We start from the raw sequence: 13,792 nt of genomic DNA, 5'->3' as shown, positions 1-13,792 counted from the left end.
CGATTTTCCTGGAAAGATAGGCAGTGACGCGGTCGTCGACGTGCTTAAGATCATGGCTTCAAGCATGCTTGCGGTCACAACTTTCTCATTGGGGGTCATGGTTCAGGCATATTCGGCCGCTACCAACAATGTGACCCCGCGCGCAACCACGCTGATCATGCAGGATCACACCTCTCAGAACGTCTTGGGTACCTTCATTGGGTCTTTCCTGTTCAGTCTGGTGGGAATCATTGCATTGAGCACCGGGTATTTTGATATGCAGGCCCGGCTGATTTTGTTCGGTGTCACCATATTGGTGGTCGCGCTGATCGTAATCACGTTGCTGCGCTGGATCGAATATTTGTCTCGGCTTGGAAGGGTGGCAGAGACGTCGCAACGAGTTGAGGAAGCGGCTCTGAACGCTATGAGCGACCGCATAGCTGCTCCTTGCCTGGGTGGGCGTCCCTTGCGGGACCCAGACAGTTTGCCGTCAGATGCCTATCCGGTGAAGTCTTCCAGAACGGGATATGTACAGCACCTTGACATAAAGGCTCTGCAGATTTGTGCGAACGAACAGCAAGCGGAGATTTTCGTTGTCGCATTGCCGGGAACGTTTATTCATTCGGGCAAATTGATAGCTGCGGTATTGCCGGGGCCCGATGGACAGCGTGTCTCGCCGGAGAAGATCGAAGAGGCCTATACCATTGGGAATGAACGTTCTTTTGATCAGGACCCTCGTTTTGGCCTTTCGGTATTAAGCGAGATCGGCTCGCGGGCGCTGTCTCCGGCCCTCAATGACTCGGGTACCGCCATAGACATTATAGGCAGGTTGACCCGCGTGCTCATGGCGTGGGCGGAGCGGGATCATGGGATGGTCGCAGAGCATATACTTTACGAGCGAGTATATGTTCCGCCACTTCGTAATGAAGATCTTCTAGATGATGCATTCCGACCGTTGATACGGGACGGGATTGCTCTATTGGAGATCCAGTTGCGTCTTCAGAAGGCGTTAGTGGCATTGGCTTCAGTAACCAATGGAGACCTTCGCGCGGCGGCATCCCGATTGGCCCTCACGGCGCATGAAGCCGCTTCGCGTGCCATGGTGCTGCCTGAGGACACGGAAAGGCTACGGGTGGAATACCGAGCGGCCTGGCAACCCGCCGAACGAACGCCCAGTAAGTCGAATATTGCTTGACACGCTAAGTTGGTGGGCCGTTGTCCGTGTTCTATGAGTGTCGATCCCACTGAATCTGGACTGTGGTAATGCAACTGCATTGACAAGACAATGCGAATGCATTACCATTTAAAAGTCACCCTAGATCCGCAGGAGCCTGCCATGGCCGCGACCCTCGAAGTCGAATCCACACTCACTGATCGCTACCAGACCACGGTGCCGGAAACCGTGCGTCGTGCCCTCAAGCTGGGCAAGCGCGACAAGATCCACTACACCATTCGCCCCAGTGGCGAGGTGGTGCTGACGCGCGTCGAGGCATCCGACGGTGACGACCCGGTACTCGGCCAGTTCCTCGGCTTCCTGGCTGCCGACATCACTCGCCATCCCGAGCGGCTGAAAGCTGTGGATGCCGGCTTCGTCCAACGCATCCAGTCGCTGGTCGGCGGCGTCAATGTCGATCTCGATGCCACCTTGTCGACAGACGATGAATGAGCGCAGGGAAACCCGAACCTCTGGTCATTCATGGCTGGACAATCTTTGCCCACCCACTGTTCCTCGCACAGATTGAAGCGTTGGCGCGGCAGGTCGAGAGCCTGAAGCAGAAGGATCCTGTCGGATACGTGAAAAAGAACGCCAGCAAACGACTGGCCGCGATCACCAAGCTGGCGTTCGATGTCATCCCGCAAGATCCGACGCGATCGGAGTACCGCCAGGGTGGGACGCTCGGTGACGCCCACAAGTACTGGTTCCGGGCCAAGTTCTTCCAGCAGTACCGTCTATTCTTCCGCTACCACGCCCCGAGCAAGATGATCGTTTACGCCTGGGTGAATGACGAAGACACCAAGCGCGCCTACGAAAGCAGCGACGACGCCTACCGGGTGTTCCGCACGATGCTGGAAAGCGGGCATCCACCTGATGGCTGGGATCAGCTCCTAGCTGAGGCGCAGAAGGAATCGCAGCGGATGCAGGATTATTGGCCAGTGCGGTAGCAGCCCAGTGATTGGCGCAGCCGCTCAACAACCTCACCGACCGGCGTGACCTTGCCTTTTGCGACCTGTTCTTCGCCGTGCAGGAGGAGTTCGTCCATCGTCTGGTTGTCGCCCGCCACGATGTCGGCACAGCATCGCGGGCAAGAGAAATGTCCATTTTGCCGTTCGGTGAAGCGCAGCCCGCTGTCGCTGACGTCCAGAGATTTGAAGTCATGTGTGATCAACATCCCCTCAATCGTGACGTCCTCCTGCATTCCGCAGCTCGGGCAAGCCAACAGCTCACGATCACATGTAAAAAGTCCGAGAGATGTAGCGTGTGCGTGCAGTTCGCGGAGCTTTTCGCTCGCTTGGGCGAAATCGGCATCGTGATCGCCATCTGCGCCCACGCTCTTTACGGCTGCCGGCGTGCGACCCGAATGGTGCGTCACAGGTCATTGCTGGTGGCGCTGACACGGGCGTTCTGTTGGCAGCAGTTGCTTGACGATGGGGTGGTCGCCAGCGGCAGCGAGATCGCCCAGCGCGAAGGCCTGCATCACTCGACGGTCAACGAGCTGTTGCGCCTGACGCTGCTGGAACCCGCCATCATCCAGAGCATTCTGGCAGGTCGGCAGCCCAAGCGCATGAGTCTGCTGTGGTTTCAGCGCAACCCTCTGCCAACCGACTGGGTGGCGCGCAGCGGGCGGTGGTGGCGGGGTTTGATGCCTGATCGGGTTACGAGTCCTCAATCACCCGCGCCACATCACCGTGGCATTCGGCGCACTTGCCCACCAGCAGCAAATCGCCGCCCTGGGTTTCACTAGCTTGTACATTTCGGTTCCTCGCCATCTCCCGGGCTTCCGTCATCGCAGCCTGCATCTGTGTGTTGGGTGCTTTTCTGTTCATTGCATCATTCTGTTGCGACGGCGAAAGACCGCAGCCAGGGATCAAGGTGGGCGATGTCAAACGTGCCCGATTCGAACATCTGCATCATCTCCGCGTAGATCTGCATCGGCGCACCTTGCAGTTGCCAGCCATTGATCCGCAAAAACACATCGGTGGCAGCAAAGGCGATGCGTTTGTTTCCATCCACGAAAGGGTGGTTGATCGCCAGGCTTTCCAGCAGGGCTGCCGCCTCCGCCACAATGTCCTCGTAATAGCCCGTCTGCGGGCGAAATAGTGCCGCTTCCAGCGCCCCTGGATCGCGCACACCTGATGCACCGCCGTAACGTTGCATCAACGCCGTATGCATCCCGAGCACATCAGCCACGGTCAGGGAGTCGTGCGTCACGGTTTACTTCGCCAGTTCGCGGTAGAGGCTGTCGAACTCATCGAGGCTGGAGGCAAACGAGGTCATTACGTGGCGGCGCGGACGTTCCTTTTGCTGACGGTCGATGTAATCGCGCAGGGCCTCATCGAGCACCGCCTGGAACTGGCGGCCTTGGCTTTCGGCGATTTGGCGCAACGCGGCCAGCACTTCAGGTGCGGCCTGAGAGGAGAATTTTTCGCGGACGGCTGTGGTCATGGCCATCTCCTTCGGTTTCATCTTGATATTTCATGATAAAGCAAGACGGGGCGAGTTGCCACAGTCATCGGTGAATTCGATGCTTGACCGCTGGCCATGGTTGACGGGGAACCTTGGCTCGTAAGTTGTTGATTTTTCGAGGCCACCATCTGCGCCTACCCGCAGGCCAAAGGGAGAATAGAGACGGCTTTGGATGGGAAAGCACCGATTTCAGGCGCTTTGTGAACGCGCCACCGGCAGCACGAATGGCCCGAACCCCGCGTGGCGCGGGGAATCACACAAAAAAAAGGCCTGGAGATTATCCAGGCCCTTGCATATGGTGGAGTCGGGGGGAATTGAACCCCCGTCCGCAAGCCTTCCGCAGGCAGTTCTACATGTGTAGTCGGTTAACTTTAAGTTTTAACCTCGGAGCGTGCCAACCAACAGGCCCTTCTTTGGCGATTCACTTTAAGTTTAAGTACTTGCCCAGTGACCTGACTTGTACCGATTCTTTGAAAATGACGCTGCTGTAAGTTTTACCCTACCTGACCCAAAGACAAATCAGTGCAGCGGCTCACCGCTTAAGCGGCCAGAGCGAAACGCTCGTCGTTGGCGTTTGTGGTTTTCCAGTGGATTTACGAGCTTACTGGTGCTCGACATGCCCTGCGCTGTTTCGTGACCCACGTCGAAGCCGGATCGACCCCAGTGGAACGATGTATTGTAACTCACAATACAAATAATAAGACCGGGTTCAATGAAGATAGTTCCCGAAAGCTCTTGAATTGTTTACTGAGGTTGGCGGCTGCCGGTTTCTCTTCACGGTCTGAGTAACAATTGGATGGCTGCCGCGCGGGCAAGTTCCCCGGCTCCTAACGTGGCCACAGGGTCTGAATAATGGGCCAGATTTCGTTCGGCGCATGCGCCACGGCATCGGCCTTCCAGGCGTCGACCTCGGATAAGGCACAGTAACCGTAAGCCGCTGCCACAGTATGCATGCCCGCGGCGCGGCCCGCGATGATATCGCGCTCGTCGTCCCCAACGTATATGCAATGAGCCGGGTTTGCGCCGGCCTGTTTGGCAGCATGCAGCAGGGGGGCCGGATGGGGCTTGGAATGTCCCACGGTGTCGCCGCCCACGGTTACCACGCACTCGGTGTGCAGGCCCAGATGCTCGACAATGGGCAGCGCGAGGTATTCCATTTTGTTGGTAACAATGCCCCAGCCATACCCATGCTCTTTAAGAATGCCCAATAACTCGGGTATCCCTGGGAACAGGGTGGTCAGCACCGTCATTTCTGCTTCGTAGTCTTGCAGGAACTGGCGCCGGCAAACTTCGTACTCGGGGTGGTCGGGCAGCATGTCGAGACTTGCCCGCAACAGACCACGAGCGCCTTGCGAGGCCAAAGGGCGCAGAGAGTCGTAAGGCAGGGGTTGCAGGCCTTTGCGGTGGCGTTGTTTGTTGGCCGCGGTGGCAAGGTCGGGCGCGGTGTCGGCCAGGGTGCCGTCAAAATCAAATAATACGAGTCGCTTCATGGGTAGACAGCCGAATACGGGTGCAGTGAGACTAGGCTTCGCGTCGTGCAGCCATTAGATAATTGACCGAAGTATCGCCGCTAAGCTTGTAGTGGTCGGTGACGGGGTTGTATTCCATGCCTGCCATGGCGCAGGGCGCCAAGCCTGCAGCACGTGCGGCGGCGGCCAACTCGCGCGGCTTGACGAAGTTTTCGTAGTTGTGGGTGCCGCGCGGCAGCAATCGCAATACGTACTCGGCACCCACAATGGCAAACAGGAAAGATTTCGGGTTGCGGTTAAGGGTTGAAAAAAACACCCAGCCGCCGGGCTTGACCAGTTGCCCACAGGCCCGCACGATGGACGCCGGGTCGGGCACGTGCTCGAGCATTTCCATGCAGGTAACGACGTCGAAGCGGCCGGGGTGCCGGGCAGCCATGTCTTCGGCGCTAATGGCCTGGTAATCCACCGCAACGCCCGACTCCAGGCCGTGCAGTTTTGCTACTTTAAGCGATTTTTCGGCAAGATCTATACCCGTAACCTGGGCGCCTTCCACCGCCATGCTTTCTGCCAGTATGCCGCCGCCGCAGCCCACGTCGAGCACAGCCAGGCCCTGAAGCGAGCCGGTGTGCTGCTGGATCCAGCCCAGTCGAAGCGGGTTGATGACATGTAGTGGTTTGAATTCGCTTTCAGGATCCCACCAGCGCGACGCCAGGGCGCTGAACTTTTCAAGCTCGGACTGATCAACATTGACAGAGGCGGAGGAAGTGGCGGATTGCATCATTTAAGGCCCGAAGTAAAGGCTAGGACACGACAGAAATAAAAAAGGGCGCCTGTTGTTACAGGCGCCCTAATTGTAGCGTTTTAACGCGGAGCTTTAGGCTCTGCGTGTCGCGAGCTTGCGAAGTATTACTTACGCGTACCCACGATTTCGATCTCTACGCGACGGTTCTGGGCACGGCCTTCGCGAGTGGCGTTGCTGGCCACAGGCTGGAGCTCGCCTTTACCTTCGGTGTAGATACGGTTGGCATCGATGCCTTTGCTAACCAGGTATTTTTTAACCGAGTTGGCGCGGCGCTCGGACAAGCCCTGGTTGTACTGTTCGGTACCGATAGAGTCGGTGTGCCCGACAGCGATCAGGGTTTCGAGGTTGATCGAAGAAGCCTGCGAAGCGACCTGGTCAAGAACCTGACGGCCTTCGGGCTTGAGGGTGTCTTTGTCGAAGTCGAAGAACGTATCGGCGTTCAGGACGACTTTGGTAGCCGTGGGAGCCACGACTTGAGTTTGCTGGGCGACAGGCACGCCGTCGCAGCCGGCGATACCGGTGGCGGGTGTCCAGAAGTTATTGCGCCAGCAGAGTTCGTTGGTGCCGTTCTTCCATACGTTACCGGAAGAGTTCTGCCAGTTGTCGATGGTTTGTGCGGATACTGCACCCGAAGCCGAGAAGGCCGCGATGGCGAGCGCTAATGCGATTTTGGAGGGTTTATTCATGTTTCTCCTCGTTTGAGCTAAATGCTGAAAGTGGGCGCAGCGAACCTCCGCCGCATAGTAAAGAAAACGTAACCAGTATAGCAATGCCCTGGGTTCTAATCCAAGAATTGTGCTGAAACCAGGCGTTGTCGGGCAAATCTTACGGCATTTCAGCAACGTTCGTTAGGCCTGAGTGATGTCTGATGTTCAGTTAGGCGGAATTCTACCCTAAGTTTCAGTCGTACGTTGGATTTTGGCAACACTCTTCGAAAGTTGAAGTAAATTCTGAATTTACATAGAGGGCGGCAAGCCGTGTGCCCGCAGCGAACCACGGTAATAGGTGGGGTCGGGCGTGGTTTCGGGGCGGCTACCCCGGAAGTGCTAGAATTTCCAATTGGCCCGTACTCGGTTTCTGTTCACGAATTTACCTTTAGACACCTCTATGGATTCCTACGCCAAGGAGACTCTTCCAATTTCACTGGAAGAGGAGATGCGCCGCAGTTACCTCGATTACGCCATGAGCGTTATCGTCGGCCGGGCCCTGCCCGACGTGCGCGACGGTCTCAAGCCGGTGCACCGGCGTGTGCTCTACGCCATGCACGAGCTCAACAATGACTGGAACCGGGCTTATAAAAAGTCGGCGCGTATTGTCGGCGACGTTATTGGTAAGTATCACCCCCACGGTGACTCGGCCGTTTACGACACGATTGTCCGCATGGCGCAAAGTTTTTCGTTGCGCTACATGCTGGTCGACGGCCAGGGCAACTTCGGCTCGGTCGACGGCGACAGCGCTGCCGCCATGCGTTACACCGAGATTCGCCTGGCCCGCATCGCCCACGAGCTTCTGGCCGACATCGACCAAGAAACGGTCGACTTTGGGCCCAACTACGACGGCAGCGAGCAAGAGCCTTTGGTTCTGCCTTCGCGTCTGCCCAACCTGCTGGTCAACGGCAGTTCGGGCATTGCCGTGGGCATGGCCACCAATATTCCGCCTCATAATCTGGCCGAGGTGGTCGACGGCTGCTTATATTGCCTGCGCCACCCCGAGTGCACGGTTGACGAGCTCATCGAGCTGATTCCCGCGCCCGACTTCCCGACCGGCGGCATTATTTATGGCATGTCGGGCGTTCGCGAGGGGTACCGCACCGGGCGTGGTCGCGTCATTATGCGTGCCAAAACCCACTTTGAAGACACCGAAAAAGGCAACCGTCAGGCGATTATCGTCGACGAGCTTCCGTATCAGGTTAATAAAAAATCGTTGCAAGAACGTATTGCCGAACTTGTTAACGAACGCAAGATCGAAGGCATTTCCGACATCCGCGACGAGTCTGACAAAGACGGCATGCGTCTGGTCATCGAGCTCAAGCGGGGCGAGGTGCCCGAGGTTGTTCTTAACAACCTGTATAAAAATACCCAGTTGCAAGACACCTTCGGCATGAACCTGGTGGCGCTGGTCGACGGCCAGCCGCGACTGCTTAACCTTAAGCAACTGGTTCAGTATTTTCTGGGCCACCGCCGCGAAGTCGTTACTCGTCGCACGGTGTATCAGCTGCGCAAAGCGCGTGATCGCGGCCATGTGCTTGAAGGCCTGGCCGTGGCACTGGCCAATATCGACGATTTCATCGCCATTATCAAGGCGGCGCCCACGCCTCCGGTGGCTCGCCAAGATCTCATGGCCCGCAATTGGGATTCTTCCCTGGTGCGCGAAATGTTACAACGCGCCGACCAGGGCGACACCCCTGGCGGGCGCGCGGCCTATCGGCCCGAAGGGTTGGACGCTGAGTTCGGTCTGCAAGACGACGGTCAGTACCGCCTAAGCGACGTTCAGGCGCAAGAAATTCTGAACATGCGTCTGCAGCGCCTGACCGGGCTTGAGCAGGACAAAATTGTCGGCGAATACAAAGACATCATGGACACCATTGCCGACCTGCTCGACATTTTGGCCCGTCCCGAGCGTGTAACAGGCATCATCAGCGACGAGCTGCTGGCGCTGAAGGCCGATTTCAGCACCAATGCCAAAGACATTCGCCGATCTGAAATCGAGCACAATGCCACCGAGCTCGACACCGAAGACCTGATCACCCCCATGGACATGGTGGTTACCCTGTCGCAAAGCGGCTATATAAAAAGCCAGCCGCTTTCCGAATACCGGGCGCAAAAGCGCGGGGGTCGGGGCCGGCAAGCCACTACCATGAAAGAAGACGACTGGATCGACCAGTTGTTCATCGCCAACACGCACGACTACCTGCTGTGCTTCTCTGACCGGGGCCGGGTGTATTGGCTCAAGGTCTGGGAGGTTCCGCAGGGTTCGCGTGGCGCACGCGGTCGTCCCATCGTCAATATGTTCCCGTTGCTCGACGGCGAGAAAATCACCGTTGTGCTGGCGGTCAAAGAGTTCAGCGAAGACCATTACGTGTTCATGGCCACCTCTCGCGGTACGGTCAAGAAGACACCGCTGTCCGACTTCTCCAACCCACGCAAGGCCGGCATTATCGCCGTGGCGCTCGACGAGGGCGACTACCTCATCGGTGCCGACCTTACCGACGGCAAGCACGACGTCATGCTGTTCTCTGACGCAGGCAAGGCGGTGCGCTTCGATGAAAACGACGTTCGCCCCATGGGCCGGACTGCGCGTGGCGTGCGCGGCATGTCGCTCGAAGAAGGGCAGCAGGTTATTTCGCTGCTCGTGGCCGGAGACGAATCGCAAAGTGTGCTTACCGCCACCGAAAACGGGTTTGGCAAACGCACCTCCATCGTCGAGTACACGCGTCACGGTCGCGGCACCAAGGGCATGATCGCCATTCAAACCTCAGCCCGTAACGGCAAGGTGGTGGGCGCTGTGCTGGTCACCCCCGAAGACGAGATCATGCTTATTACCACTGGCGGCGTGCTGGTGCGTACCCGGGTTTCTGAAATCCGCGAAATGGGTCGCGCAACACAAGGCGTCACACTCATCAATATCGACGAGAACAGCACGTTGTCCGGTGTGCGCCGCGTGGTTGAAAGCGACGCCGATGAAGACGATGCTGCCGACGATGCCGATGTCACTGACGGTGCCGCATCGTCCGATACAGGTGGCTCCGATGAGGCCCGCGATGCCGATAAGGCAGACGGCTCCGACAACCCGGAGGACCGCTGATGAGGCCCTGGAATTTTTCGGCGGGTCCGTCAGCGTTGCCGCTCGAGGTGCTTGAACAGGCGGCTGCTGAAATGACCGATTGGCGCGGCAGCGGCATGTCGGTCATGGAAATGAGCCATCGCGGCAAGCATTTCATGCAAATCTACGACGAGCTGGAAGCCGATCTGCGCGAGCTGCTGGCCGTGCCCGACGACTTTGCCGTGTTGTTCATGCAAGGCGGGGCCACAGCCGAGAACGCTCTGATTCCGCTCAACCTGATCGGGCGTAACGGGTCGGGCAAGGCCGATTATGTGCTTTCCGGCTCATGGTCGAGCAAGTCTTACAAAGAGGCCGCGCGCTATGGTGATATCGCCATGGCCGCCGGCAGCGGCCAGGCCGCTGTCCTCGATGGCGTCGAGTATGGGCCGTTTGCCTGGTTTCCTGCGGTTGAAAGCTGGCGCGTGCGTGCCGATGCCGCGTACCTGCATTTTTGCAGCAACGAAACCATAGGCGGTGTCGAGTTCATGCAATGGCCCGACATGGCTGCGCTGGGCGCGCCTGAGGTGCCGCTGGTTATCGATGCCTCGTCGCACATACTTTCGCGCCCCTTCGATTTTTCCCGTGCCGGGCTCATTTACGCGGGTGCCCAGAAAAACGCCGGGCCGGCGGGGGTCACCCTGGTATTTGTGCGGCGCGATCTGATCGGTCACGCCTTGCCCGGTTGCCCTTCGGCCTTCGATTACGCCAACGTGGCGGAATCCAGCTCCATGTTCAACACGCCGCCCACCTATGCCATGTATATTGCCGGGCTGGTGTTCAAGTGGCTGAAGAAGCAGGGCGGGTTGGCTGCGATAGAGCAGGCCAATATTGCCAAGGCCGATCTGCTTTACGGCTACCTCGATGCCTCCGGGTTCTATTCGAATCCGGTACATCGTCCGGTGCGTTCGCGCATGAACGTGCCTTTCGTGCTGGCAGACGAATCCCTTAATGCCACCTTCCTGGCCGAGTCTGAGCAGGCCGGTCTGCTGCAGCTCAAGGGGCACAAAAGCGTGGGCGGCATGCGTGCGTCCATTTACAATGCCTTGCCGCTTGAGGGTGTGCAGGCGCTGGTCGATTTCCTGACCGATTTTGAAAACCGCCATGGATAATTCACTTCAAGGCAAGCTTGCGCCGCTGCGTGATCAGATCGATTCCGTCGACGAGCAGATCCTCGAATTGCTTAACCAGCGTGCCGGTCTGGCCCTGCAGGTGGGCGAGGTCAAGCAACAGTTCGACGCCGGCGGGCTCGTGCTTAAGCCCGAGCGCGAAGCGTCGCTTATAAGGCGCCTGCGCGAGATCAACCAAGGTCCCTTCACCGAGGCGGGCATTGGCGCGGTTTGGCGCGAGATCATTTCTGTGTGCCGCGGCCTTGAAAGCCCGCTAGTCGTGGCCTATCTCGGCCCCCAGGGCTCGTTTTCCGAGCAGGCCGCTCTTGAGCAGTTCGGGCAAAGCATCGTCAAGCTGCGTTGCGATTCGTTCGACGAAGTGTTTCGCGCTGTCGAGGCCGGTCAGGCGCATGCGGGGATGGTTCCGGTCGAAAACTCCACCGAGGGCGCGGTCAATCGTACGCTTGACCTGCTGCTTAACTCGCCGCTTAAAGTACTGGGCGAGCGCTCACTGAATATTCACCATTGTCTTATGACGCAGTCGGGCACCATGCAGGGCGTGACCCGCGTCATGGCGCACCCGCAGGCCTTGGCTCAGTGCCAGGGCTGGCTTTCCCGGCATTATCCGGGTCTCGAGCGTGACGCAGCGTCCAGCAACGCCGAAGCGGCACGCATTGCCGCACAAGACCCCACTGTCGCGGCCATTGCCGGCGCCATGGCTGCCCAGGCCTGGAGCCTGCAAGTGGTCGAGGCCGGCATCCAGGACGACGCCCAGAACCGAACCCGATTTCTGGCGGTGGGCACGACCGAACCTGGTGCCAGCGGACACGACAAAACCAGCCTCATTTTGGCGGTTCCCAATCGGGCCGGCGCCGTTCACGAAGTGCTTTCACCATTGGCCGACAATGGTGTTTCCATGAGCCGGCTCGAGTCGCGCCCCGCCCGCACAGGTCAGTGGGAATACTACTTCTACGTCGATCTGGTCGGGCACCGCGACGAAGAGCCTGTGGCAAAGGCGTTGGCCGCCCTGAAAGAACGCTCGGCGTTCTTGAAGGTGCTGGGCTCTTACCCCATGCAATAGGGCGGCGATGAGTGAAACCGATGTCGCCCCGGCTTCGACTTTTTCCGGACAGCCACTGGTAGATGTGGTGGCTGTGGTGGGGGTGGGCCTGATCGGAGGCTCCTTCGCCGCCGCCTTGCGACAGGCGGGCGCCGCAACCACGATTCTGGGGGCGGGTCGTCGGCCCCAAACACTGGCTCAGGCCCGGCGCCTGGGCCTTATCGACGAAGCTGTCACGCTTGAAGAGGCCGCCAGGCGGGCCGACCTGATTTTATTGTCGGTGCCCGTGGGGGCGACTGAGTCGGTGCTGGCCGCCATGGCACCCCATTTGCGGCCCACAACGCTACTGACGGACGCCGGAAGTACGAAGGCCGACGTTGAACGGGCCGCCCGGTCGGCACTCGGCGATCGCATCGGGCAGTTCCTTCCGGGTCACCCCATTGCGGGTGCCGAAGCGAGCGGCCCCGAGGCCTCGCGTGCTGACCTGTACAACAAGCGTGTCGTGGTGCTGACGCCCTTGCCAGAAAACAGCGAATCGCAGCAGTCGTTGCTGAGGCGCGTCTGGGAAGCCTGCGGAGCGCGGGTGGTCAGCATGCAGCCCGACACGCACGATACCGCGCTGGCCAGTGTCAGCCACATGCCACATTTTCTGGCGTCGGTATTCATGGCGCAGGTGGCGGGTGCTGCCGATTCCGACCAGCGCATGGCGCTGGCAGGCACGGGTTTTCGCGACTTCACCCGCATTGCAGCGGGCTCGCCCGAGATGTGGCGCGACATCTTCCTGGCCAATCGCAAGGCCATGCTCGACGAGCTTGCCCAGTTCCGGGCTTTGCTCGACAGGGCCGAGCAAAGCCTGCACGATGAAGACGGGCAGGGCTTGTATGATTTTCTTGAACGCGCGGCGCTGGCGCGCCGCCTCTGGGGTAGCAGGAGCCGCTCATGAACTCTGAAGACAGCTTGTTGCTGCAGCCGCTTTCCATTGCCAAGGGTGCTTTGCACCTGCCCGGTTCCAAAAGTATTTCGAACCGGGTGTTGCTGTTGGCCGCCCTGGCGCAGGGCACGACACGGGTGACCGGGCTGCTCGAGTCGGACGATACCCGGGTCATGCTCGAGTCATTGCATGCCCTTGGTGTGGCCATGACCGAAATCGACGAAAATACGCTCGAAGTTCAGGGCGGAAGCCCGTTTCGCAACTCGCAGGCCGAACTGTTTTTGGGCAACGCCGGTACGGCGTTTCGGCCTTTGACTGCGGCCCTGGCCTTTATGCAGGGCGAGTACCGTTTGTCCGGCGTCGCCCGCATGCACGAACGACCCATCGGTGATCTGGTCGATGCGTTGCGACAGGCCGGTGCGCAAATTGATTATCTGGGCACTGAAGGCTACCCGCCCCTGGCCATCGGCCGGGCGGTGCCGGTTGCAGGCGAGCCGGTGCACATCAAAGGTTCGGTTTCCAGCCAGTTTCTGACCTCGCTTTTAATGGCCGGGCCCATACACACGGCGGCAACGGGGCAAGACCTGGTCATCGAAGTCGACGGCACCCTTATTTCGCGGCCCTATATTCTGATTACCCTTAACCTCATGGCCCGCTTCGGCGTGGACGTAAAGTGCGATGGCTGGCAGCGTTTCACCATTCCAGCATCGGCGGCTTACCGCTCGCCGGGGGCCGTCGCAATCGAGGGCGACGCATCGTCGGCCTCGTACTTTATGGCGCTGGGCGCTATTGGCGGCGGCCCCGTGCATATTCATGGGGTGGGGTCGCGCAGCATACAAGGCGACATCGCGTTTGCCGATACCTTGCAGGCCATGGGCGCCGACATTACGTGGCATGCCGATTCCATCGAGGTTCAGGGCATCAGGGTTGCGCAAGGC

15 protein-coding genes and 1 other RNA gene are annotated in these 13,792 nt (G+C 59.1%); 9 read left to right on the top strand and 7 right to left on the bottom strand.

Annotated elements, in window-relative coordinates:
• From VL003_RS02375 to VL003_RS02365, 3 genes are all read left to right on the top strand, one after another.
• Positions 1-1,174 (top strand): DUF2254 domain-containing protein (locus tag VL003_RS02375; RefSeq protein WP_325439201.1); only part of this gene is annotated, 1,174 nt, incomplete at its 5' end.
• A gap of 141 nt (positions 1,175-1,315) precedes the next feature.
• Positions 1,316-1,645, top strand: coding sequence for a type II toxin-antitoxin system PrlF family antitoxin (locus VL003_RS02370; RefSeq protein ID WP_325439199.1), 330 nt, complete (start codon positions 1,316-1,318; stop codon positions 1,643-1,645).
• Positions 1,642-2,142 carry a type II toxin-antitoxin system YhaV family toxin gene (locus VL003_RS02365; protein WP_325439197.1) on the top strand — a complete coding sequence of 167 codons (501 nt, stop codon included), beginning with the start codon at positions 1,642-1,644 and terminating at the stop codon, positions 2,140-2,142. Before VL003_RS02370 ends, VL003_RS02365 begins: the two co-directional genes overlap by 4 nt.
• Here the strand turns inward: VL003_RS02365 and VL003_RS02360 are convergent.
• Positions 2,124-2,570, bottom strand: coding sequence for a hypothetical protein (locus VL003_RS02360; RefSeq protein WP_325439195.1), 447 nt, complete (start codon positions 2,568-2,570; stop codon positions 2,124-2,126). The genes VL003_RS02365 and VL003_RS02360 overlap by 19 nt on opposite strands.
• On the opposite strand from VL003_RS02360, the gene VL003_RS02355 reads away from it, so the two are divergent.
• On the top strand, positions 2,559-2,942 hold the full coding sequence (locus VL003_RS02355; RefSeq protein WP_414708217.1) for a hypothetical protein: 384 nt from the start codon (positions 2,559-2,561) through the stop codon (positions 2,940-2,942). The two genes, VL003_RS02360 and VL003_RS02355, sit on opposite strands and share 12 nt — an antisense overlap.
• Positions 2,943-3,028: 86 nt before the next feature.
• Here the strand turns inward: VL003_RS02355 and VL003_RS02345 are convergent, their stop codons facing one another.
• The 6 genes from VL003_RS02345 to ompA all read right to left on the bottom strand — a co-directional run bounded on the left by VL003_RS02345 (position 3,029) and on the right by ompA (position 6,621).
• Positions 3,029-3,409 (bottom strand): type II toxin-antitoxin system death-on-curing family toxin, encoded by a 381-nt coding sequence (locus VL003_RS02345; protein WP_325439191.1) that lies wholly within the window; start codon positions 3,407-3,409, stop codon positions 3,029-3,031.
• Positions 3,410-3,412: 3 nt separating this feature from the next.
• Positions 3,413-3,643: a hypothetical protein gene (locus VL003_RS02340; protein WP_325439189.1), complete on the bottom strand. Its 231-nt coding sequence runs from the start codon at positions 3,641-3,643 to the stop codon at positions 3,413-3,415.
• Positions 3,644-3,960: 317 nt separating this feature from the next.
• Positions 3,961-4,326: a transfer-messenger RNA gene (gene ssrA, locus VL003_RS02335) on the bottom strand.
• Between the two features lie 165 nt (positions 4,327-4,491).
• Positions 4,492-5,154 carry an HAD family hydrolase gene (locus VL003_RS02330; protein ID WP_325439187.1) on the bottom strand — a complete coding sequence of 221 codons (663 nt, stop codon included), beginning with the start codon at positions 5,152-5,154 and terminating at the stop codon, positions 4,492-4,494.
• A 31-nt stretch (positions 5,155-5,185) separates the two neighbouring features.
• Positions 5,186-5,911 carry a bifunctional 2-polyprenyl-6-hydroxyphenol methylase/3-demethylubiquinol 3-O-methyltransferase UbiG gene (gene ubiG, locus VL003_RS02325; RefSeq protein WP_325439202.1) on the bottom strand — a complete coding sequence of 242 codons (726 nt, stop codon included), beginning with the start codon at positions 5,909-5,911 and terminating at the stop codon, positions 5,186-5,188.
• 128 nt (positions 5,912-6,039) lie between these two features.
• Positions 6,040-6,621 (bottom strand): outer membrane protein OmpA, encoded by a 582-nt coding sequence (gene ompA, locus VL003_RS02320; protein WP_325439185.1) that lies wholly within the window; start codon positions 6,619-6,621, stop codon positions 6,040-6,042.
• Positions 6,622-7,042: 421 nt separating this feature from the next.
• Between ompA and gyrA the strand changes: the two genes are divergently transcribed.
• The 5 genes from gyrA to aroA form a co-directional block, all read left to right on the top strand.
• Entirely contained in the window at positions 7,043-9,739 is a 2,697-nt protein-coding gene (gene gyrA, locus VL003_RS02315; protein WP_325439183.1) for a DNA gyrase subunit A, read from the top strand.
• The gene (gene serC, locus VL003_RS02310) at positions 9,739-10,866 is read left to right on the top strand and encodes a 3-phosphoserine/phosphohydroxythreonine transaminase (RefSeq protein WP_325439181.1); all 1,128 of its coding nucleotides are present in this window, start codon (positions 9,739-9,741) and stop codon (positions 10,864-10,866) included. Before gyrA ends, serC begins: the two co-directional genes overlap by 1 nt.
• Positions 10,859-11,944: a prephenate dehydratase gene (gene pheA, locus VL003_RS02305; RefSeq protein ID WP_325439179.1), complete on the top strand. Its 1,086-nt coding sequence runs from the start codon at positions 10,859-10,861 to the stop codon at positions 11,942-11,944. The genes serC and pheA overlap by 8 nt, the downstream gene beginning before the upstream one ends.
• A 7-nt stretch (positions 11,945-11,951) precedes the next feature.
• Complete coding sequence (locus VL003_RS02300) at positions 11,952-12,866, top strand: prephenate dehydrogenase (RefSeq protein ID WP_325439177.1); 915 nt, start codon at positions 11,952-11,954, stop codon at positions 12,864-12,866.
• The coding region (gene aroA, locus VL003_RS02295) for a 3-phosphoshikimate 1-carboxyvinyltransferase (protein WP_325439175.1) at positions 12,863-13,792 on the top strand (930 nt) is incomplete at its 3' end. The genes VL003_RS02300 and aroA, both read left to right, overlap by 4 nt.

The sequence above is a fragment of the Pusillimonas sp. genome (genome assembly GCF_035515275.1).
In the GTDB taxonomy this organism is placed as follows: domain Bacteria; phylum Pseudomonadota; class Gammaproteobacteria; order Burkholderiales; family Burkholderiaceae_B; genus Pusillimonas.
Note: the sequence above shows the minus strand (reverse complement) of the source record. Positions and strands in the feature narration are given on the sequence as shown.